18 protein-coding genes are annotated in these 21983 nt (G+C 60.4%); 5 read left to right on the top strand and 13 right to left on the bottom strand.

Annotation, left to right across the window (positions count from 1 at the left end):
• Nucleotides 1-81: 81 nt before the first annotated feature.
• The 5 genes from ACP15V_RS17300 to ACP15V_RS17280 all read right to left on the bottom strand — a co-directional run bounded on the left by ACP15V_RS17300 (nucleotide 82) and on the right by ACP15V_RS17280 (nucleotide 4900).
• Nucleotides 82-732, bottom strand: a complete 651-nt coding sequence (locus ACP15V_RS17300) for an acyl-homoserine-lactone synthase (protein WP_424944087.1) — start codon at nucleotides 730-732, stop codon at nucleotides 82-84.
• Between the two features lie 98 nt (nucleotides 733-830).
• The gene (locus ACP15V_RS17295) at nucleotides 831-1544 is read right to left on the bottom strand and encodes a helix-turn-helix transcriptional regulator (RefSeq protein ID WP_424944086.1); all 714 of its coding nucleotides are present in this window, start codon (nucleotides 1542-1544) and stop codon (nucleotides 831-833) included.
• Nucleotides 1489-1728 carry a hypothetical protein gene (locus ACP15V_RS17290; RefSeq protein ID WP_424944085.1) on the bottom strand — a complete coding sequence of 80 codons (240 nt, stop codon included), beginning with the start codon at nucleotides 1726-1728 and terminating at the stop codon, nucleotides 1489-1491. Before ACP15V_RS17290 ends, ACP15V_RS17295 begins: the two co-directional genes overlap by 56 nt.
• 261 nt (nucleotides 1729-1989) lie before the next feature.
• Nucleotides 1990-3276 carry a crotonyl-CoA carboxylase/reductase gene (ccrA, locus tag ACP15V_RS17285; RefSeq protein ID WP_424944084.1) on the bottom strand — a complete coding sequence of 429 codons (1287 nt, stop codon included), beginning with the start codon at nucleotides 3274-3276 and terminating at the stop codon, nucleotides 1990-1992.
• Between the two features lie 196 nt (nucleotides 3277-3472).
• Nucleotides 3473-4900, bottom strand: a complete 1428-nt coding sequence (locus tag ACP15V_RS17280; RefSeq protein ID WP_424944083.1) for a 1-acyl-sn-glycerol-3-phosphate acyltransferase — start codon at nucleotides 4898-4900, stop codon at nucleotides 3473-3475.
• Nucleotides 4901-5164: 264 nt separating this feature from the next.
• Here ACP15V_RS17280 and ACP15V_RS17275 point away from each other — a divergent pair, with 264 nt between their 5' ends.
• On the top strand, nucleotides 5165-7138 hold the full coding sequence (locus ACP15V_RS17275; protein ID WP_424944082.1) for a protein meaA: 1974 nt from the start codon (nucleotides 5165-5167) through the stop codon (nucleotides 7136-7138).
• 202 nt (nucleotides 7139-7340) lie between these two features.
• Here ACP15V_RS17275 and ACP15V_RS17270 read toward each other — a convergent pair whose 3' ends face one another.
• Complete coding sequence (locus ACP15V_RS17270; protein WP_424944081.1) at nucleotides 7341-7895, bottom strand: DUF4329 domain-containing protein; 555 nt, start codon at nucleotides 7893-7895, stop codon at nucleotides 7341-7343.
• Nucleotides 7896-8087: 192 nt separating this feature from the next.
• On the opposite strand from ACP15V_RS17270, the gene deoD reads away from it, so the two are divergent.
• Nucleotides 8088-8792 (top strand): purine-nucleoside phosphorylase, encoded by a 705-nt coding sequence (gene deoD, locus ACP15V_RS17265; protein ID WP_424944080.1) that lies wholly within the window; start codon nucleotides 8088-8090, stop codon nucleotides 8790-8792.
• A 209-nt stretch (nucleotides 8793-9001) separates the two neighbouring features.
• Here deoD and ACP15V_RS17260 read toward each other — a convergent pair whose 3' ends face one another.
• Nucleotides 9002-9868 carry an urea carboxylase-associated family protein gene (locus ACP15V_RS17260; protein ID WP_424944079.1) on the bottom strand — a complete coding sequence of 289 codons (867 nt, stop codon included), beginning with the start codon at nucleotides 9866-9868 and terminating at the stop codon, nucleotides 9002-9004.
• A 122-nt stretch (nucleotides 9869-9990) separates the two neighbouring features.
• Between ACP15V_RS17260 and ACP15V_RS17255 the strand changes: the two genes are divergently transcribed.
• Nucleotides 9991-10500, top strand: a complete 510-nt coding sequence (locus tag ACP15V_RS17255) for a DUF2478 domain-containing protein (protein WP_424944078.1) — start codon at nucleotides 9991-9993, stop codon at nucleotides 10498-10500.
• A 31-nt stretch (nucleotides 10501-10531) separates the two neighbouring features.
• Here ACP15V_RS17255 and ACP15V_RS17250 read toward each other — a convergent pair whose 3' ends face one another.
• The 6 genes from ACP15V_RS17250 to gabT all read right to left on the bottom strand — a co-directional run bounded on the left by ACP15V_RS17250 (nucleotide 10532) and on the right by gabT (nucleotide 19906).
• Complete coding sequence (locus ACP15V_RS17250; RefSeq protein ID WP_424944077.1) at nucleotides 10532-13747, bottom strand: efflux RND transporter permease subunit; 3216 nt, start codon at nucleotides 13745-13747, stop codon at nucleotides 10532-10534.
• Nucleotides 13740-14741, bottom strand: coding sequence for an efflux RND transporter periplasmic adaptor subunit (locus ACP15V_RS17245; protein ID WP_424944076.1), 1002 nt, complete (start codon nucleotides 14739-14741; stop codon nucleotides 13740-13742). The genes ACP15V_RS17250 and ACP15V_RS17245 overlap by 8 nt, the downstream gene beginning before the upstream one ends.
• A gap of 146 nt (nucleotides 14742-14887) precedes the next feature.
• The gene (locus tag ACP15V_RS17240) at nucleotides 14888-15763 is read right to left on the bottom strand and encodes a 3-hydroxybutyryl-CoA dehydrogenase (RefSeq protein WP_424944075.1); all 876 of its coding nucleotides are present in this window, start codon (nucleotides 15761-15763) and stop codon (nucleotides 14888-14890) included.
• 4 nt (nucleotides 15764-15767) lie between these two features.
• On the bottom strand, nucleotides 15768-17213 hold the full coding sequence (locus tag ACP15V_RS17235; protein WP_424944074.1) for an aldehyde dehydrogenase family protein: 1446 nt from the start codon (nucleotides 17211-17213) through the stop codon (nucleotides 15768-15770).
• Nucleotides 17214-17372: 159 nt separating this feature from the next.
• Nucleotides 17373-18587: an acyl-CoA dehydrogenase gene (locus ACP15V_RS17230; protein ID WP_424944953.1), complete on the bottom strand. Its 1215-nt coding sequence runs from the start codon at nucleotides 18585-18587 to the stop codon at nucleotides 17373-17375.
• 23 nt (nucleotides 18588-18610) lie between these two features.
• Nucleotides 18611-19906, bottom strand: coding sequence for a 4-aminobutyrate--2-oxoglutarate transaminase (gene gabT, locus ACP15V_RS17225; protein WP_424944952.1), 1296 nt, complete (start codon nucleotides 19904-19906; stop codon nucleotides 18611-18613).
• 189 nt (nucleotides 19907-20095) lie between these two features.
• Here gabT and ACP15V_RS17220 point away from each other — a divergent pair, with 189 nt between their 5' ends.
• Both ACP15V_RS17220 and ACP15V_RS17215 read left to right on the top strand, forming a co-directional pair.
• Complete coding sequence (locus tag ACP15V_RS17220) at nucleotides 20096-20677, top strand: cupin domain-containing protein (protein ID WP_424944951.1); 582 nt, start codon at nucleotides 20096-20098, stop codon at nucleotides 20675-20677.
• A 9-nt stretch (nucleotides 20678-20686) separates the two neighbouring features.
• Nucleotides 20687-21793: a CaiB/BaiF CoA transferase family protein gene (locus tag ACP15V_RS17215; protein ID WP_424944950.1), complete on the top strand. Its 1107-nt coding sequence runs from the start codon at nucleotides 20687-20689 to the stop codon at nucleotides 21791-21793.
• Nucleotides 21794-21983 lie beyond the last annotated feature (190 nt).

Genomic DNA, 21983 nt, shown 5'->3' with positions numbered 1-21983 from the left:
GAAAGGGCGCGCAAAGGCCAACTGCCATCTTTGGTCTTGAAATATCCCGGGGTGAGCGCATTGCGCGAGGGGCAGCGCCCCTTACGCGGTTTCGGCCATCGCGCCGCCAAGGTCCGTGGCGGGTTTGCCCGACAGCGAATACCGCAGCCAGCCCCGGCTCATCTCGCGGGTCACGCCAACACGTTTCAGGGTCGGTTCAAACGCGTTTTCATCCATCGACCAGAGCCCCACGCCGATTGCGTCGCGCCCTTCACCATCCATCCCGATCACCTCGGGCTGCAGCCCCATCAGGCGATAAATCCGTTGCATCCGTGGATCAAACACCCCCACGTAATGCTTCAGCTTGAAGGCCAACATCAGCTCGCCCGCGCCCAGCGCCAGCGCGGCTGATGCGCGCTTGTCCGCTTTTGGTGACAGGCAGAACCGGGTGCATTCCCAAATCAGCGGGCTTTCGATGGTCACCCCGCCGGTGAGGTGGCTGAAATGCTCATTCACCATGGTGCGCCCCACGGTGGGCATGAACCGCATCGATCCACCATGGCAGCCATCGGCCATTTCCCAGATCACGTAAAGCGGGTTCAGGTCGTCATATTGGTCGCGCTCTTCCCCGGCCTCGTTGACCGTCACGTCCCACCCAAGACGTTTCGAAAATTGTTCGGCCCGGTCGCGAAACATCGTATCGCGCAGCAGGGGAAAGCGGGAAAGGTCGTTTGCATAGAGATAGCGCAGCATCTTGGGGCTCCTGTGTCCGATCAGCTGAGGACACATTGCCGCCACAAGCGTTAACACCCGCCAGCCCAGCGCGCGCTGGGTTCACATTGCGGTAAGGTTCAGACGATGATGACCCCGGTCGACAGGGCCCGGGCGACCGCGTGGGTTGTGTTGAGCGCGCCCAGTTTATGGCGCGCGCTTTCGATATACACCCGCAGCGTATGTTCCGAGATCTTCATCTCGGCCGCCGCCTGCGCCCGGTTCATGCCCTTGGCCAGACAAGACATGGCGCCCAGTTCGCGGGGGGACAACATCGGAGTGGTGGCAGCGTCCCCCCACTGTTCGAACTCAAGGGCCTTCTTGTTCAACTCATGCGCCACGATCATCAGATCGCGGGCGTTTTCGTCGATGAAATCTGCCCAATCTGTGTCTTCCGCCGAACTGTTCACCGTGAACAGCGCAAACTGCCCGGATGGCCCGCGGATCGGGATCGTATACCCCTGGTTGCCCAACCCGTGATCCAGCGCGTCCTGCAGCATCGCGCGGGCGGGTTTGGACGACCAGTCGAGCTCTTTCCAGATCACCGGAGTAAAGCGCTGAAAACAGCCGAAAATAACCGGGTCCATCCGCAGGTAGTCTTTTTCCAGATAGCGGTCGACCCATTCCGGGGAATAGGTTCCCGCCCCAAAGCGTTCCCCGATTGAATTCACCCAGTGATAGACCACATGCAAGACCTTGTAGTGGTCGCGCAAGGCTTCGGTCGCGGCCTGCAGCCCTTCAAGCGTGGTCGCGTTTTGAATGTTCGTGAGCTGCTGCTCCAGGCTGTCTTTCATAGGACTGCATCATCTCCGCTTTCCGATCAGCGGCGCTCGCAATCTCTGTCAAGGCAACCAGTCGGGCGTCATCCAACGCTTCGGCGGTTACAGTCAGGTCGTTTCTGCGGGCATACGCCATCAGGTCGGTAAGAACATCAATGATCCAATCATTCGACATGTAAAGCCCCGTTTTAAGTTCCATCTGAACACAACCCTAGCATGAGAAACAAAAACCGTTAATTCACTGGTTCTTACTCCCCCAAAATAGCGAGGAAGAAATTTTTAAGCTTTTGTTTTTTCTGATCCCCATTGTGCGGATTGGCACAAATTCGCTGTGGAAGGTGATTCGTTTTGCGCGAACATCCTGCAGTGATTCGCCCTAAAAGAGTGCAAACGACATGAAAAAAACCCCGTGCTTTCACACGGGGGGAGCCAGGATTGGTTTGTGGTCTGGTTGGCGCGATCAGTCGCGAGCTTCCAGAGCGTCTTCCAGCGTCCGCAGGCCGGTTTTCGGTGCCTGAACCAGCACGGCCATGTTGCCCGGCTTGTGTTCGTTGCGGTACATCTTCAGGTGGGCCGCGGGGATTTCATCCCACGGGAACACTTCCGACATATAGGGATCGATCCGGCGTTCGATCATCAGCTGGTTGGCCGCTGCCGCCTGTTTCAGGTGGGCAAAGTGCGACCCTTGCAGGCGCTTCTGATGCATCCAGGTGTAGCGCACGTCGAAGGTACAGTTGAACCCGGTGGTGCCAGCGCAGATCACGACCATGCCGCCTTTTTTGCAGACCAGGTTCGACACCGGGAAGGTGCTTTCGCCCGGGTGTTCAAACACGATGTCCACGTTGTTGCCTTTGCCGGTGATGTCCCAGATCGCCTTGCCGAACCGGCGGGCTTCTTTGAACCATTCATTGTATTCCGGCGTGTTCACGGTGGGCAGTTGCCCCCAGCAGCTGAAATCCTTGCGGTTGATCACGCCCTTGGCGCCCAGACCCATCACAAACTCGCGCTTGTCTTCGTCCGAGATCACACCGATGGCGTTCCCGCCGGCGGCGTTGATCAGCTGGATCGCATAGGACCCCAGACCGCCCGAAGCGCCCCAGACCAGCACGTTCTGGCCGGGCTTAAGCTCATGCGGGTGGTGACCAAACAGCATCCGGTACGCGGTGGCCAGCGTCAGCGTGTAACAGGCGCTTTCTTCCCAGGTCAGGTGCTTGGGACGGCGCAACAGCTGTTGGGCCTGCACGCGGGTGAACTGGGCAAACGACCCATCGGGGGTTTCATAGCCCCAGATCCGCTGGCTGGGCGAGAACATCGGGTCGCCGCCGTTGCATTCCTCGTCATCGCCATCATCCTGGTTACAGTGAATGACAACCTCGTCGCCCACTTTCCAGCTTTTCACCTTGTCACCCACGGCCCAAACGATGCCCGACGCATCAGAACCGGCAACATGGTAATCTTGTTTATGCACGTCAAACATGCTGACCGGCACACCAAGACCCGCCCAGATGCCGTTGTAGTTCACACCGGCGGCCATCACCAGAACCAGCACCTCGTGGCTGTCCAGTACGGGGGTGTCCACCACCTCGACCTGCATCGCCTTATCCGGTTCACCCTGACGTTCGCGGCGGATCGCCCAGGCGTACATCTGTTTCGGCACGTGGCCCATCGGGGGCATTTCACCGATCTCATAGAGATCTTTTTTCGGTGCATCGTATTCCGCGATGCCGGTTTGCGTGTCCAAAGCCATGTCGGCCTCCTGTCAACTACAAGCAGTGATTCCTTTTGCCGCAATGCAGAAAAGCGGCTGCATTTGCAGCATTACGCATCACTCAGCAACATTGCAACCACATTCCGCCATAATTTGTAACTTTATGTCGCGCGTGACGCAAAGGTAAAGTTTTTCCCCGTAGATGGGGAAAAGCCACCATATTCGTAGACCCGCCCTAAAGCTGCGCGGCATCCGCCACGTCCGCAGGCGACAGGTCGGATATATGCACCGGTGTCATCGCGTCAGACAGATGCGCAATCGAGTTTGCATAAAAGGCAAGGATAACACGATCGGGTGCGTTGACACGATAGCGCCCCTGATCCTCGACAATCAGCCCGCGCATCATCAACAGGCGCAGCCCCACCTCTACCGCGTAATCCAGATCATTGCGCGGCATATGAATATGTGCCCCGCGCCGTTCCATATCCACGGCGAGCGTTTGAAACCGGTCGGTGATCTCGTCGCGGGTGTGGCTGTCTTTTTCCAGCATCACCGCAGCCACCAAAGGCACAGGCAGCACCGGAACCACATCCCGGATCCGATCCATCAATTCGCGTGCAATTCGTTCAGGCACCTTCTGGTCATTCTGATGCACGAAATCCTTCAGCGACAGCGGCGCGCCAAATGATACGCTGGCATAGCCAAACCTGTGAAACCGCCCGGTGATCCGCTGCCACAGATGCGTGCCCACGTGACGCGCAACATATTTGAACCGCAACCCGAACTTGCGCGCCCCCTTGATATTGGCGGCCACCAACACCCGGTCCTCCAGAACCCGGTCATAATTCATCGCCACCGGCAAAAACACCACATCCCGGCTGGTCTCGGAATCAAACCCGTCAATGATATAACTGAGCAGACCCATCTTGGGCGGTCCCACCTCGCCGGTCAGGCTCAGCCCGCCCTCGGGAAACATCGCCTGGGTCACGCCGCCATCGGTGGCCATACGCACATAGCGCGACAACACTTTACGATAGAGCGCATTGCGGCTTTTGCGCCGGATGAAATAGGCCCCCATCGACCGGATCAACGCGCGCAACGGCCAGACCCGCGCCCATTCCCCCACCGCATATGACAGGTGCGAGCGTTCCGCCGCCAGCCAGGTCACCAACACGTAATCCATGTTCGACCGATGATTCATCACGAAAACCACGGTGGCATCCGGGCTGACCTCTTTCAGCCGGGCCTCATCAAAGGCGCCAAGGCGGACCCGGTAAAAGGCGCGCGACAGGAGTTTCGCCAACCGGATGCCAAAGCCGAAATAAGCGGTGGCGGAAAACCGCGGCACAATCTCGCGCGCGTACCCGCGCGCCTTCTCAAATGCCACCTGTTCGGGAATGCCTTCCTCTGCCGCATGTTCGGCAATCGCGCGGGCGACCTCCGGATCATAGGACAAGCGCTGCACCATGTCATAGCGGCGCGCCAGTTTGAACGGCTCGATCGGCCGCTCCAACCGTTCATTCAACCGCGCCACCGCGCGTTCCAGCCGCTTGCGGAAAAACCAGCGCACCGAGGGAAACAGGAAATGCGACGCAAAGGTCACCGCGGCAAAGCCGAGGATCAGCACAAGGGCCCAAAGTGGAAGCTCAACCGTCTGCGTCATCCAAAAATCCTTCACAGGATTCTGCGAAAAGGTAAAGACATGGCGCGCCCTCCCCCTTCCTCTTGCCAAAAATACCTTCGCCGAAGGCATGGAAAATTGCCGAGCGCAGCGAGGCCACCCCCAACGGAGAACCAGCCGAAGGCGCAGATCCTCCGGCGGGAGCCCGCCCCCCGCGCGCAACATTCAGAACTCTCAATTTCCCTCTTGCGTAATATTCTTGCGTCTGCGAAAAATGCTGCACTGCAACATAGAGCGAGTCACACCATGACCACTGAAGAGCGCACCAAAGATCGGCCCTGGCTGTTCCGCACCTATGCCGGCCACTCGACCGCCAAGGCGTCGAACGCCCTTTACCGCACCAACCTGGCCAAAGGTCAGACCGGTCTATCCGTGGCTTTCGACCTGCCCACGCAAACGGGATATGACAGCGACCACGTGCTGGCGCGCGGCGAAGTGGGCAAGGTGGGTGTGCCGCTGGCGCATCTGGGCGACATGCGCGCGCTCTTTGATGAGATCCCGCTTGAGCAGATGAACACCTCGATGACCATCAACGCCACCGCGCCGTGGTTGCTGGCCCTTTATATTGCCGCCGCCGAGGAACAGGGCGCGGATGTGTCGAAGCTTCAGGGCACGGTGCAGAACGATATCATCAAGGAGTACCTGTCGCGCGGCACCTATGTCTGCCCGCCGAAGCCCTCCTTGCGGATGATCACCGATGTGGCCGCCTATACGCGCGAACATCTGCCCAAGTGGAACCCGATGAACGTCTGTTCCTACCACTTGCAAGAGGCCGGCGCGACGCCGGAAGAAGAGCTCGCTTTTGCGCTGGCCACCGCCATCGCCGTGCTCGATGACCTCAAGACAAAAGTCCCGGAAGAGGCCTTCCCCGCCATGGTCGGCCGTATCTCCTTCTTCGTGAACGCAGGCATCCGCTTCGTGACCGAGATGTGCAAGATGCGCGCCTTTGTCGAACTGTGGGACGAAATCACCCGCGAACGTTACGGTGTCGAAGACCCGAAGTTCCGCCGCTTCCGCTATGGCGTACAGGTGAACAGCCTGGGCCTGACCGAGCAGCAGCCGGAAAACAATGTCTACCGGATCCTGATCGAAATGCTCGCCGTGACCCTGTCGAAAAACGCCCGCGCCCGTGCGGTGCAGCTTCCGGCCTGGAACGAGGCGCTTGGCCTGCCGCGTCCCTGGGACCAGCAATGGTCGCTCCGGATGCAACAGATCATGGCCTATGAAACCGACCTTCTGGAATACGAAGACCTGTTCGACAACAACCCGGCCGTGGAGCGCAAAGTGGCCGCACTCAAGGAAGGTGCACGCGCAGAACTGGCGCAGATTGATGGCATGGGCGGGGCGATTTCATCGATCGAATATATGAAGTCGCGCCTGGTTGACTCGAACGCCGAACGGATCGGCAAGATCGAGGTGGGCGACACCACTGTGGTGGGCGTGAACAAATGGACCGAAGCCGCCGAAAGCCCGCTGACCGCAGGGGACGGCGCGATCATGGTGGCGGATAAGGAAGCCGAAGCGGATCAGATTGCCCGCCTTGAGGCGTGGCGTGAAACCCGCGACGCGGACGCTGTGGCCAAAGCGCTGGCTGACCTGCGCCAGGCCGCCAAGGATGGCACCAATATCATGCCCTCGTCGATTGCCGCCGCCAAAGCTGGTGTGACCACCGGGGAATGGGGCGAAGTGATGCGCGCGACCTTCGGTCAATATCGTGCGCCCACCGGGGTATCAAAGAACCCGTCGAACCGCACCGAAGGGCTGGATGACATCCGCGAACGCGTGGCCGCCGTGTCGGCGAAGCTGGGCGAGAAGCTCAAATTCCTGGTGGGCAAACCGGGGCTGGACGGCCATTCCAACGGCGCCGAACAGATCGCCGCCCGGGCGCGTGATTGCGGGATGGACATCACCTATGACGGCATCCGCCTGACCCCCGAAGAACTGGTCGCTTCGGCCAAGGAAAGCGGCGCGCATGTGGTCGGCCTGTCGATCCTGTCCGGCAGCCACATCCCGCTTCTGGAAGAGCTGATGGAGCGGATGAAAGCCGAAGGGCTGGGCCATATCCCGGTGGTGGCCGGGGGCATCATCCCCGACGAAGACGCAGATCGCCTGCGTGCTATGGGGGTTGCCAAGGTCTATACGCCCAAGGATTTTGAACTGAACGTGATCATGGAAGACATTGTCACCTTGGTTGCACCGCAGACCGTGGCGGCAGAGTAACCCACCGCACATCTAAAGCGTTTCGGCTTATTGTTGAGACACAATAATGAGGCGAAACGCTCGGTACCTACTGATGTTGCGGGCGTTTCGAAATCAACTTGTGACTCAAGTTTATCTCGAAACGCTTTAACAAGCGAAAAACCCGCGGCCTTGGCTGCGGGTTTCTTCTTTGCAGATGCTTGGCGACGATGTAATGGCGGGATCAGCCGCTCACATCCTCAAGCTTCTGCACCAGTTCCTTGTAGTGATAGCTTGGCAGGATCTTGCCAGTATCCCCTTCGACGAACTCGGGATCCATCGGCAGGCAACCCAGCCCACAGACCTGGCTGGTGACCATGTCTTCCGTGTCGATATACCAAAGCCGCCCACCGGGGGTGGCAACCCAGCCATCGATCCCCTCGGCCTCGTCCCCTTCCATATCTTCTGCAGACGGAAGTTCATTCACGTAATTGGGCGAGTACGCCCCGTGTGTGTGATATGACGCGGTCACCACGGCCAGTTCGTCCGGATCATTGGGGGCACAGGTGCCCTTGCGCCCGCGCTTGGCCTTGGTGAAGGCAAGGTTTCCGTCCGCATCACGCCCAATATAGCCGCAATACTCGCGATTTTTCTGGATCGAGATCGGTTGCAACTGGGCAAAGATCCGTTTGACGAGCGCCAGTTCATTTTTATCCTGCGCAAGTGCCGGGCTTCCATTTGCCAGACCAATGAGCGCCAGTGAAATGGCAAATGTTAGTGAAGCCTGTGTCTGTCGCATGTGCGCTCTGCCCTCTTCGCATCCTCGAAACAACAACAGGGACCGTGGGCCGCGCAAAGTCAACCCCGCAGGGCCACGAAGCCCGTCACATCGGTTTGACCTTTTGGACAAACAGGCGCATGGTGCCCGGCATCTGTCGGGCGCTAACAGCCCGACCTTTCCCAAGACCAGACATGACGTGACGAGGTTGCCATGACAGTTCATATCGGGGCCGAAAACGGCCAGATCGCAGACACCGTGCTGATGCCGGGGGATCCCTATCGGGCCAAATGGGTGGCCGAAACCTTTCTGGATGATGCCGAGCTGGTGAATGAAGTGCGCGGCATGTTCGGCTTTACCGGCACATGGCGCGGCAACCGCGTGACGGTTCAGGGGTCCGGCATGGGGATGCCGTCCATGTCGATCTATGCCAACGAGTTGATCCGCGATTATGGCGCCAAGACGCTGATCCGCATCGGGTCCTGCGGCGGGATGCAGGATCATGTGAAGGTGCGCGACGTGATTATCGCAATGACCTGCACCTCGACCTCCACCCCCAGCTCCACCCTGTTTCGCGAGCTGAACTTCGCCCCTTGTGCCGATTATTCGCTGCTGGCGGCGGCGGTTGAGGCGGCGAAATCGGCGGATGTGGGCGTGCATGTGGGCGGGATTTATTCGTCTGACACCTTCTATGCCGAGCGCAAGGATCTGGACGAACAGATGCAGCGTCACGGTATTCTGGGTGTCGAGATGGAAGCGGCGGAGCTCTATACGCTGGCCAATCGCTATGGCGTGCGGGCGCTGGGGATCATGACCGTGTCGGATCACCTGCTGACCGGCGAGGCGCTGCCGTCTGACCAGCGCGAAAAGAGCTTTGGCGACATGGTCGAGATCGCGCTGAACGCGGCCTTTGCCTGATCCACAGTGATGTGTTTTGGCGCGGGGGGCCTCCCGCGCCTTTACGACCTGACGGTCGACAGGCTTGGGCGTGGCCTCGCTTCGCTCGGCAGGGGCTTTGCCCGCCACGCTTTGTCCCAGGGCTCCGCCCGTTCTTCGGGCGAATTGATCCCCCGGATCAATTCCGGGAAGCCCTCGAACCCCAGGATATTTATGATTAGAAAATAAGCCTATCGGCGCCCGTGGGAGCGGTCGTAGCCATTCGCGGGTGGCGGGGCCCATCCTGCAAGGCTGCCTTCTTCCGGCGTGAACACCTCAACCAAAAGCGGGTAACAGGCAGCGGTGTCGGAGCTGTGTTCCGACGAGCAATCGCCGCCCGGACAGGCGGAAAGCCCGCCGATGAGGTCGATTTCGGCGAAAAATTCGAGGTGATCTCCTGGGCGCACCGGGCTGGCTTTCATGAAATACTGGCCGGTGTCGCGGGTAAATCCGGTGCACATGAAGACGTTCAGCACATCATGCACGTCGGATTCGGCCTCGGCCGGGGATACGCCCAGATGATCGGCCAGCGCGCGGGTCAGGTTGGAGTGGCAGCAGTGGTGATATTGCCCGCCCGACAGAAGGTTGTGGGTGTAAGGGTCGCAGCGCGTGCCGATCACGTCATGCACCGACCCACCGAAATCGTCGAACCCGTACCAATCGAGCGTATCTGCGGTGATGGTCGCCATCGGGCGCATGGCCGGAAAGCTCGACCACATGCGGTCTCCGGTTGACAGGTGGGTGCCATGCAGGGCGCGGGTTTTGCCGGAATAGAAGCGTTCGTGGATGTCGCCCGCGTTCCACAGATTGAGGTCCCCCACCTGCGGGCCGTCAACCGAGGTGATGCGAAAGAAACTGCCCGCGGGCACGGAAAAACAGCGCGCATCGCGGGCAGGCACCAACACCTCGTCCACCTTCTGCGCCGTGGCGCGGGCGGTGCGATAAAGATCCAGCGGCGCGGGTGTCAGTGTGTCCGGCGGGTAACAGATCACCGGCGCAATGGCCTTGCGGGTTTCCGCATCCTGAGGGGGCATTGTTTCGGGGGTGTCCAGCTTCATCGCGCGCTCCTTCACTGTCCCTGCACTGGGGCACGGGTTGGATCCGAAATCAAGCCCTGACGCGCAGGTGAATTGACACGGCCCGCATTGCTTGGCATGCGAGAAGCTGCAGGAGAAATGCAATGAAACTGGCCTATGTGATCGCGCCGGGGCGCGGCAAAACCAATGAACTTTTGGCAGGCGTTGCCGAGGCGCTGGCCGACCGGGGCGTGCGCCTTGCGGGGACCGTGCAGTTGGACACGGAACGTGAGGAAGAGTTTCATTGTGACATGGATGTGCTGGTGCTGCCCGACGGGCCGAAGATCCGCATCAGCCAATATCTGGGCGCAGGCGCCAATGGCTGCAAACTGAACCCCGAGGCGCTGGAAACCGCGGTGGCGGCGACGGAGCGGCAGATTGAAAAGGGCGCGGACCTGTTGATCGTCAACAAGTTTGGCAAACAGGAAGCCGAGGGGCGCGGGTTTCGCCATGCGGTGGGCGAGGCGCTGTCGCAAAATATGCCCGCGATCATCGGTGTGGCAGGCACCACGGTTGCGGCCTTTCTGGACTATGTGGGTGAGGCGGAGGAACTGCCACCTGAGCCCGACGCGCTGTTGGCCTGGGCGCTTGAGGCCACGGGCAGATCGGAATGAAAAGGGCGCCAAGGTGGCGCCCTTTCGTTTTTCAGGTCCGGAACACCTTGTAGATCGCCGGGATCACCAGAACGGTCAGCAGGGTGGAGCTGAGCAACCCGAACAGAAGCGAAATCGCAAGCCCCTGAAAGATCGGGTCCGCCAGGATCACCACCGCGCCGATCATCGCCGCGATCGCCGTCAGCAGGATCGGTTTGAACCGGATCGCGCCCGCTTCGATCAGGATCTCGGTCTTGTCCTGCGCCGGGTCCGCGTGACGGATGAAATCCACCAACAGGATTGAATTGCGCACGATGATCCCGGCCAGCGCAATAAAGCCAATCATCGAGGTGGCCGAGAAAGGGGCGGCAAAGATCCAGTGGCCTGCCATGATGCCAAGGAAAGTCAGCGGGATCGGCGTGAGGATCACCAAGGGCAGTTTGAACGAGCCAAATTGCGCCACCACCAGGATGTATATCCCAAGAAGCGCCACGGCAAAGGCCGCGCCCATATCGCGGAAGGTGACCCAGGTCACTTCCCATTCACCATCCCACAAAAGCGTCACCACGCTTTCATCCTCGGGCTGGCCGTTCATGCGAACGACCGGTTTGGTGCCGGGGGCCCAATCCATCTGATCCAGCGCCTCGGCCACGGCGAGCATCCCGTAAAGTGGCGCTTCGAAGTCACCCGCCAGTTCGGCCTGCACCATCTCGGTGGCGCGGCCATTGTGGCGAAAGATCGGGAAGCTGGCGCGTTCTTCCGTCACGGTGATGACGTCACCCAGTTCCACCACGCCACGCGCACCGGGCAGGGTATTGGCAGGGATCGGCGTGGACAGGAAGCGTTCATCCAGCACCCTGTCGGATTTGTCGCGTTCGATCACGATGGGCAACGGGTTGCGCCCCTCGCCGCGATGAGAATACCCCACGGTGTTGGCCGCATTCAGCATCGCCAATGTCTGGAACACGTCGCCTTCCTGCACGCCGTGAAATTCCAGCGCATCGGTGGAAATCTCGGCGCGGAGCTTTCGCGGTTGCGTGCCGAAACTGTCATCCACGTCAACCACGTAAGGCACGCTTTCAAAGGCCTGACGGATTTTGGTTGCGGCCTCGCGGCGCGCCTCTGGTGTGGGGCCATAGACCTCGGCCAGCAGGGTGGCGATCACCGGGGGGCCGGGGGGCGGTTCAACCGTTTTCATCGCGGTACCGGGGGGCAGATCCAGCGCCTTCATCCGCTCACGGATCTCCAGCGCGATGTCATGGCTGGTGCGGTCGCGGTCATGTTTCGGGGCCAGAAGGATCGCCACCTCACCCATCTGCGGTTCTTCGCGCAGATAGTAATGGCGCACGAGACCGTTGAAGTTGAACGGGCTGGCGGTGCCGGCATGGGTTTCGACCGAAATGACCTCGGGCAAATCCATCACCAGCCGCGCCACATCCTGCGCCACCGCATCGGTCGCTTCCACCGACGCGCCTTCGGGCAGGTCGATCACCACCGAAAGCTCGGATTTATTGTCAAAGGGCAGCAGTTTGACGGTGACGTCCTTGGTGTACAGCAGCCCGAGCGAGCCGAAGCTGAGCACAATGGCTGCGATCAGGAAGGTCAGGCTGCGGGCCTTGGTTTTCAGGACCGGGCGGGCCACGGCGGAGTAGATCGCACCAAGACGCCCGCCATGGGTGCCCTCGCCCGAAGGATCATGCGAGGGATCATGAGCGGGGGCCTTGCCCGCGATCTTGATCATCAACCACGGGGTGATAATCACCGCCACGAAGAACGAGAAGATCATCGCTGCAGAAGCGTTGGCCGGAATGGGCGACATGTATGGCCCCATCAGGCCCGACACAAAGAGCATCGGCAAGAGGGCGGCCACCACGGTCAGCGTCGCCACAATGGTCGGGTTGCCCACCTCGGCCACCGCGCGGATCGCCTTGGTGACCCGATCCGCCTTGTCCTTCATCGCCCAGTGCCGCGCGATGTTTTCAATCACCACAATCGCGTCATCCACCAGGATCCCGATCGAGAAGATCAGCGCAAAAAGCGACACACGGTTGAGCGTATAGCCCATGATCCAGGCGGAAAAGAGCGTGAGCAGGATGGTCACGGGGATCACCACCGCGACCACGATGCTTTCGCGCCACCCGATGGCCAACAGCACCAGCCCGACGATGGAAATGGTGGCGAGGCCCAGATGGAACAGAAGCTCGTTGGCCTTTTCATTGGCGGTCTCGCCATAATCGCGGGTGATGGCCACGTTCAGGCTGTCGGGGATCAGGCTGCCTTTCAGCGCCTCGACCTTATGCAGCACCTCTTCCGCGACGATCACGGCGTTGGCCCCGGCCCGTTTGGCAATCGCCAGCGTGACCGCCGGGGTGCGGTGCAGGCCGTGGTCATCGCGGGTGATCTGGCTGACGATGCTTTGGGACGTGTCGGGCACAAAGCTCACATCCGCAACGTCACGCACGTAAACGGCGCGCCCATCGCGGGCGGTAAGCAGCAGGTTGGCAATTTCAGCCGGCGCGCGCAGGGTTTTGCCGGCGACCAGCGCCACTTGCTCGCCCTTGTCCCGGATCAGCCCGGTGGAAAAGGCGCGGTTGGCGGCCTGAACCTTGCCGGTCAACTGCTGCAGCGTGATGCCATAAAGCGCGAGCCGTTCCGGGTCGGGCGCGATGCGGATCACCTCGGACGCATCGCCCACCAGATAGGTCAGGCCCACATCCTGGATCTTGGACATCTCGACCTGCAATTCGCGCGCCACGCGGGTGATATCACCCGCGGTCACGTCGCCCGCATGGGGGTCCGGCGTCAGGGTCAGCGCGACGATGGCCACATCATCAATGCCACGCCCCACGATCAGCGGTTTGTCGATCCCGACCGGGATCCGGTCAAGATTGGCATTCACCTTGTCATGCACCCGCAACACGGCGGCATCCGACGAGGTGCCCACCAAGAAGCGCGCGGTGACCATCGCGTAATCATCGCGGGTCGAGGAATAGACATGCTCGACCCCACCCAAGCCCTTGACGATGGTTTCCATCGGTTCGGTCACCAGCTTCATCGCGTCTTCGGCGCGCAGCCCGGGGGCCTGCATGTGGATGTCCACCAAGGGGACCGAGATTTGCGGCTCTTCCTCGCGCGGAAGGGCCCCCAGCGCGACCAGCCCCACGGCAAGGGCCGCAAGGATCATCAGGGGCGTCAGCGCCGACTGAATGAAGGCCTTGGTCAGCCCCCCGGCAATGCCCAGCGGCGTTTTGTGCGATTGGTCACTCATGGCTGCCCCCAGTGATTGGGGTGATCGGGTCGATCACAACATCGCCCACGGTCAGACCGGTGAGCACTTCGATCATCCGGGTCCCGTCAACCGTCACCGGTTCGCCCAGAACCACGGCCCGTTCGATCGGGGCCTCTTTCCCGCGGATTGTCACGAAATCGAGCCCCATACGGGTGACCACGGCGTCCAGCGGGACCACCAGTTTCTCGGCGCTGCCCACCGGCAGGCGCACCAGCACGCGGGCATTCACAAAGCTGGCGTCCAGCGCATCCACCTCGACATCGGCAATTACTCGGCCGTTTTCGATCTGCGGGTATAGCTTGGCAAGCCGCCCGGTCTGCGCCTGCCCGTCGGTGCCGATCTGGATCTCGGCCCCTTCGGCCAGATGATGCGCGTGGCGTTCGGGCACGGCGAGGCGCAGAAAGACCCCCCCGCCCCCGATCATCGCCATGGCCTCGCCCGGCATCACCACCGCCCCCTTGGTCACCGGGACGCTCAGAACACGCCCGGCGATGGGCGCCAGCACGGCCCCTTCGGTGGCCTGTTGCTCAATCACTTGCCGTTCGGCCCGGGTCGCGGCGATCTGGCCTTTGACCACATCGACCTGCGTGCGCAGCGCATCCAGCCGCTGGGCGGTGGCGACACCCCGTTCCACCAGGCTTTCACCGCGTGTCAACTCGGCCTCGGCATTGGCCAGTTGCGCGTTCAAAGAGGTCAGCGTTGCGTCCACCGCCGACAGGCGCAGAGCGAGCTTTTCATCGGACACAAGGCCAATTTGCTGCCCTTCGCTGACCTGATCCCCTTCGCTGACCAGCACCTCGATCAACGTGCCGCCCAAACGCGTGCGCGCGGGCACATTATCACGCGGTTCGACCTTGCCGAAAACGGCTTTCCATTCCGGGATCACGACCGGGGTCACGGTGTGAGAAATCTCTGCCTGGGCCAGCGCGGGAAGCGCCAAAAGCGGCAGGGTGGTCAGCAAAAAGCGCAGCATGGGGTGTCCTTTCCGTTCGCGGTCTGGATTTCATATGCATTTTTTTGAATATATTTCAACCCCTGTCCCTGCGCGAGATCAATTTCCCATAAAAAAACCCACCCCGGGCGAACCGGGATGGGTTTGAATTCGGGTCTGGTCCAGGATCAGCGGGTCGGCACCGGGGTCTCGCCGCGATAGTCGTAAAACCCACGACCGGCCTTGCGCCCGACCCAGCCCGCTTCGACATATTTCACCAACAGCGGACAGGGGCGATATTTCGTATCGGCCAACCCGTCATGCAGCACGTTCATGATCGCCAGACAGGTGTCCAGACCGATAAAATCCCCGAGTTCGAGCGGACCCATCGGATGGTTCGCGCCCAGTTTCATTGACGCATCAATCGACGCCACCGATCCCACGCCTTCGTAAAGCGCATAACAGGCTTCGTTGATCATCGGGATCAGGATCCGGTTCACGATGAAGGCCGGGTAATCCTCGGCACTGGCGGCGGTTTTGCCCAGGCGGTCAACGACCCCCAACAGGGTCTGATAGGTTTCTTCCGAGGTGGCAATGCCCCGGATCAGTTCGACCAGTTTCATCACCGGCACCGGGTTCATGAAATGAAACCCCATGAACCGTTCGGGCCGGTCGGTCTTGGCGGCAAGCCGCGTGATCGACAGGGACGAGGTGTTGGTGGTCAGGATCGTGTTTTCACCCAGCGACGGCGCGAGACCGGCAAAGATCTGGTCCTTGATCTCTTCGCGTTCCGTGGCCGCCTCGATCACCAGATCGGTGCCGCCCAATTCGCCCAGCTCAGACGTGGTGCGGATATTGGCCAGCGCCGCGTCCCGCGTTGCCTCGCTCAGCGCGCCTTTTGACACCTGCCGTGCGGTGTTCTTTTCGATCCGCGCCATGGCCGCGGCCAGTGCATCTTCGGAAATATCGTTCAGCAGAACCTTGTAGCCGGACGTGGCAAAGACATGGGCAATCCCGTTGCCCATCTGCCCTGCCCCGATCACCCCAACGGTTTGAATGTCCATCCTCTTACCCCGCAAAGCTATAGGCGGTTTTCACGGTGGTGTAGAATTCCGCCGCATAGCGCCCCTGTTCGCGCGAGCCATAGCTGGACCCTTTGCGCCCCCCGAAGGGCACGTGGTAATCGACCCCTGCGGTGGGCAGGTTCACCATCACCATCCCGGCTTGCGACTTGCGCTTAAACTCACGCGCATATTTCAGGTTTGAGGTGCAAATGCCAGAGGAAAGGCCAAATTCGGTGTCATTGGACACGGAAAGCGCCTCGTCGAAATCGGCAACCTTGATGATCGAGGCGCAGGGGCCAAAGATCTCTTCGCGGCTTGATCGCATCTGGTTGGTGGCACCCACAAACATCGCAGGGGCCTGGAAGAACCCTTCGGTGTCGCGGTTCAGACGGTCGCCGCCGATCACCTCGGCCCCCTCTTCGCGGGCCAGATCCACGTAACCGAGGTTGCCGTTCAGCTGACCTTCCGACACCACCGGCCCGATCTGCGTGGCCACGTCCAGCGGATTGCCCACGGTCAGCGCCTGCATTTCCGCCGACAGGCGGTCGACAAATGCGTCATGGATGCCCGCCTGCACGATGATGCGCGAGGACGCGGTGCAGCGTTGCCCGGTCGAGAAGAACGCCCCGTTCAGCACGGTCGAAACAGCAATGTCCATCTCGGCGTCATCCATGATGACCATTGGGTTCTTGCCGCCCATCTCCATCTGCAGCTTTTTCATGCCGCGCGCGGCGTCCACCGCCATGTTGCGGCCCACGGGAACGGACCCGGTGAAGGTGATCGCATTCACGCCGGGGTGGTCGACAATCGCCTGCCCCACAACCGATCCACGGCCCATCACAAGGTTGAACACGCCCGCGGGCACGCCGGCCTTGTGCAGGATTTCGGCCAGAAGATGGGCCGAGCCTGGCGTCAGGTCGGCAGGCTTAAAGACCACCGTGTTGCCATAGGCCAGCGCCGGCGCAATCTTCCACGCGGGGATCGCGATGGGGAAGTTCCAGGGGGTGATCATGCCGACCACACCCACCGGTTCCCGCACCACATCCACGTCCACATCCGGACGGACCGAGGCAATCGCATCGCCCGCAACCCGGATCGCTTCACCCGCAAAAAACCGGAAAATCTGCGCCGCACGGGCGGTCTCGCCGATTGCTTCGGCCAGGGTCTTGCCCTCTTCGCGGGCCAGAATGGTGCCGATTTCATCCTTGCGGGCAAAGATCTCGGCCGCGACCGTTTCCAACAGATCCGCGCGCACCTGCGGCGAGGCATTGGCCCAGGCTGGCAGCGCCGCATTGGCCGCCGCCACCGCGTCATCCACCTGTTCCTGGGACGCATGGGCGTAGTCGCCAATCACATCCGACAGGTCCGCGGGGTTGAGGTTCGGGGCGGCATCCACGCCGTCCAGCCATTCACCGGCAATCAGGTTCTGCTTCATGGTCGCTCTCGTCATATCTGATGGTGGGGGAACCACGGCGAGCTTTGAACTCGGCGGGGTCGGAAAGGGGGTGAGGAAAGCCCTTGTGACATCATGGGGAGATCAAGTTCGGCTTTCCTCTAGAACCGGCCGCCAAGAGGAATAAGCAGCCGGTTATTCTTTTAAGGCGCGGAATTAATAAAACGCCTGCAGCCCGGTTTGTGCGCGGCCCAGGATCAGGGCATGCACGTCGTGGGTGCCTTCATAGGTGTTCACGGTTTCCAGGTTCACCATGTGACGAATCACGTGGAAGTCCTGCGAAATGCCGTTGCCGCCATGCATGTCGCGGGCCAGACGCGCGATATCGAGCGCCTTGCCGCAATTGTTGCGCTTGATCAGCGACACCATCTCCGGCGCGGCTTTTGCCTCGTCCATCAGGCGGCCCACCCGCAGCGCGGCTTGCAGGCCCAGGGTGATCTCGGTTTGCATATTCGCCAGTTTCAACTGGAAAAGTTGCATTTGCGCCAAGGGTTTACCGAATTGCTTGCGGTCCAACCCATATTGACGCGCGCCGTGCCAGCAGGCCTCAGCCGCGCCCATCGCGCCCCAGGCAATGCCGTAACGCGCGCGGTTCAGACAGCCAAACGGGCCTTTCAGACCGGAGACATCCGGCAGCAAAGCGTCTTCGCCGACCTCAACATTGTCCATGACAATTTCGCCGGTGATCGACGCGCGCAGGCTCTGTTTGCCCTCGATTTTCGGCGCGGACAGGCCTTTGGTGCCCTTATCCAGCACAAACCCCTTAATTTTCCCTTCATGGGCGTCGGATTTGGCCCAGACCACAAAGACGTCCGCGATCGGCGCGTTGGAAATCCACATTTTGCTGCCGTTCAGCACATAGCCACCATCGGTCTTTTTCGCGGTGGTTTTCATGCTGCCGGGATCGGAGCCAGCGTCGGGTTCGGTCAGACCAAAACAGCCAATCCACTCGCCCGAGGCCAGTTTCGGCAGGTATTTTTCCCGTTGTTCTTCAGTGCCATAGGCGTAAATCGGGTACATCACCAACGAGGACTGCACCGACATCATCGAACGATAGCCGCTGTCCACCCGCTCCACTTCGCGCGCAACCAGACCATAGGTCACATAGCCCGCGCCAATGCCGCCGAATTTTTCCGGGATGGTGGTGCCGAGAAGACCCATTTCGCCCATCTCGCGGAAAATTTCCGGATCGGTTTCTTCCTTGGCAAAGGCGTCGGTCACGCGGGGCATGAGCTTGTCCTCGGCATAAGCACGCGCCGCATCGCGCACCATGCGCTCGTCTTCTTGCAGCTGGTCTTCCAGCAAAAACGCATCGTCCCAGTTGAACGACCCCAGCGCAGGCTGGGATTGGGGGGCAAGATCTTTCGCCATATCTATGTCTCCTTTTCGCGGGCTTACGCGGCAATTTTGCTGATGGCGGCTTCGATGGAAGCCTCGAGGATGTCCAATGCCTCGTCGACCTGCTCCATCGGAACGGTCAGCGGCGGCAGAAGGCGCACGGCATTGGCGCGGGTGCCGCAGGGCAGGATGATCAGACCGCGCGCTTCGGCCTCGGCCACGATGGCCTGGGTCAGTGCGGGGTCCGGGTTGTTGGTGTCACGGTCAGTGACCAGTTCGAAGGCGATCATCGCGCCCAGGCCGCGCACGTCGCCAATGGCTTCCATGCCCTGGCGATCTGCCAGCGCGTTCAGGCGCGCCTTGACCTTGTCACCAATTTCGGTGGCGCGTTCGCACAGGTTCTCTTCTTCGATCACGTCAAAGACGGCATTGGCCGCGGCCACCGCCAGCGGGTTCCCGGCATAGGTGCCGCCGATGCCGCCCACAGGGGCAGCATCGACAACCTCGGCCCGGCCGGTGACGGCTGAGAGCGGAAAGCCGCCCGCCAGGCCCTTGGCCATGGTCACCAGATCGGCGGCCACGCCCGCGTGCTCAAACGCAAAGAGTTTACCGGTCCGCGCGATGCCGGCCTGCACCTCGTCGGCGATCAGGATGATACCGTAATCGTCACAGATCTTGCGCAGGGCGCGCAGGAATTCAGGCTGGGCGATGTTGAAGCCACCCTCGCCCTGCACGGGTTCGATGATCATCGCGGCGACGCGTTCGGGGTCGATCGAGCTTTTGAACATATTGTCCAGGATCGAAAGCGACTGTTCGACACTCACACCATGGAATTCATTCGGGAACGGCGCGTGCAGCACCTCGGGCGGCATCGCCCCGAAGGCTTTTTTATAGGGGGTTACTTTGCCACACAGCGCCATGCCCATCAGGGTGCGGCCGTGGAAGGCGCCCGAAAAGGCGATCACGCCGGAACGACCGGTGTAGGCGCGGGCCATCTTCACGGCGTTTTCCACCGCTTCGGCACCGGTGGTGACCATCATGGTCTTTTTCTTGAAGTCACCGGGCGTGGACGCGTTCAGGCGTTCGGCCAGCGCGATATAGCTTTCATAGGGGGCCACGTGAAAGCAGGTATGGGTGAAGGCCTCGGATTGTTTCGCAACGGCGTCCATCAGCTTCGGGTGACGGTGGCCGGTGTTGTTCACGGCGATCCCGGCGGCGAAGTCGATAAAGCGTTTGCCATCGGCATCCCACAATTCGGCATTTTCTGCGCGTACGGCATAAATGCCACGGGTGGCGACGCCATTGGCGACGGCCTCGGCGCGGCGGGCTTTGAGGGTTTCGGTGTTGCTCACGTGAGGCTCCTCCACAAGTGACGTGATGTGGTCGCCCCCAATTCGCGGGGAACGATTCACATATTCATTGATTCTCGCATCCTGTATTGCTCAATTTATTGAGCATTGCTAGAGGTAAGTTTGGACAAAGCTTGGACAAGGATCGCTGAATCGCCCAATCTGGGCAAAAGCGATGAAAGGATACGAGCAATGGTTGATGATTTTGACGTTGGCACCCGTTTGAAGCAGCTGAGGCAGCAATTTAACATGTCTCAACGGCAGTTGGCCGAATCTGCCGGCGTGCCGCACGGGCAGATTTCGATGATTGAAACCAACCGATCCAGCCCTTCCGTGGCCAGTTTGCGCAAAATTCTGGGCGGATTTGGCATTTCAATGTCGGAATTTTTTGAACCCGATGCCCCGGCGACATCGCAAAATTTCTATACACCCGCAGAACTGCGTGACCTGACATCACTGCTTTATCAGGGCAATGACGCCGCGCAGCGCAAGATCACGCTCAAGCAGGTGGGCGACGCCAAGCTGCACGGGTTGCAGATCCTGCACGAACGCTATGAACCCGGCGCCGATACCGGGGAAACCATGATCGAACATGACGCCAATGAAGGCGGCATCGTGATCGAAGGCGAATTGGAAATCACCGTGGGAGATGAGACCCGCGTGCTGAAAGCCGGTGACGCCTATCTGTTCAATTCGCGCGAGCCGCATCGGTTTCGCAATATGTCTGACCGGGTGTGCAAGGTGATCTCTGCCTGCACCCCGCCCTATCTGTAAGGACCCAATATGACCCCACTTGCCGGACTGAAAGTTGTCGAACTCGCCCGTATCCTGGCGGGCCCCTGGATCGGTCAATCGCTTGCCGATCTGGGCGCCGAGGTGATTAAGGTGGAAAGCCCGGCGGGGGATGACACGCGCAAATGGGGGCCTCCGTTCATCGAACGTGATGGTGATAAATCCGCCGCCTATTACTATGCCGCCAACCGAGGCAAGGAGTGTGTGACCTGCGATTTCCGCACGCCGGAGGGGCAAGAGCAGGTCCGCGCGCTGATCAAGGATGCCGATATCCTGATCGAGAATTTCAAGGTTGGAGGCCTCGCGAAATACGGGCTGGATTATGACAGTGTGAAAGATCTGAACCCGCGGCTGATTTATTGCTCGATCACCGGGTTTGGCCAGGACGGGCCGTATGCCAAGCGCGCCGGGTATGATTTTTTGCTGCAAGGCATGTCAGGGCTGATGTCGATCACCGGCGAACCGGATCGCCAGCCCCAGAAGGTGGGTGTGGCGGTGACCGATATCGTGACCGGGCTTTATGGCACCATCGGCGTGCTGGCCGCGGTTGAACAGCGCCATCGCACCGGCAAGGGCCAACATATCGACATGTCCCTACTGGATTGCGCCACGGCGATGCTGGCCAACCAGGCGATGAACTATCTGGCGACCGGAGAAAGCCCCGAACGGCGCGGAAACGCCCATCCGAATATCGCACCCTATCAGGTGCTGCCCACGGCGGATGGGCACTTTATTCTGGCGGTCGGCAATGACGGGCAGTTTCAACGGTTTTGCGAGGTGATTGACCGGCCAGATTTGCGCGACAATCCGGATTTCACCACCAATCAGCTGCGGGTGGAAAACCGCGAGGTTCTAACGATTGAGATCGAGCGCGAAACGCAGAAGTGGCAGAAGGTTGACCTGTTGGACGCGTTGGAAGCCGCCACTGTGCCCGCCGGTCCGATCAACTCGATCGGCGAGGCGTTTGACGACGCGCAGATCCAACACCGTGAATTGGAAATTGCACCGGAAGGCGTGCGCGGGGTGCGCGGGCCCTGGGTCTTTTCGGATGCCGAACTGGCCTTGAAAAAGTCCGCACCGGTTCTGCCGAAAGATTAAACCCACCGAACAAAAAAGATCAAAACAGGCTGGTCATTTCCCCAGCCTGTTTTCGCTTTATTCACAAAACCAGAAAACTAGTTTTCTAGTTTTCTAGTTTTCTAGTTTTCTAGTTTTCTAGTTTTCTAGTTTTCTAGTTTTCTAGTTTTCTAGTTTTCTAGTTTTCTAGTTTTCTAGTTTTCTAGTTTTC

This window comes from Aliiroseovarius crassostreae (assembly GCF_049803815.1).
Lineage (GTDB): Bacteria > Pseudomonadota > Alphaproteobacteria > Rhodobacterales > Rhodobacteraceae > Aliiroseovarius > Aliiroseovarius crassostreae_A.
The sequence above is the reverse complement of the archived record's forward strand: the minus strand, read 5'-3'. Positions and strand labels throughout refer to the sequence as shown.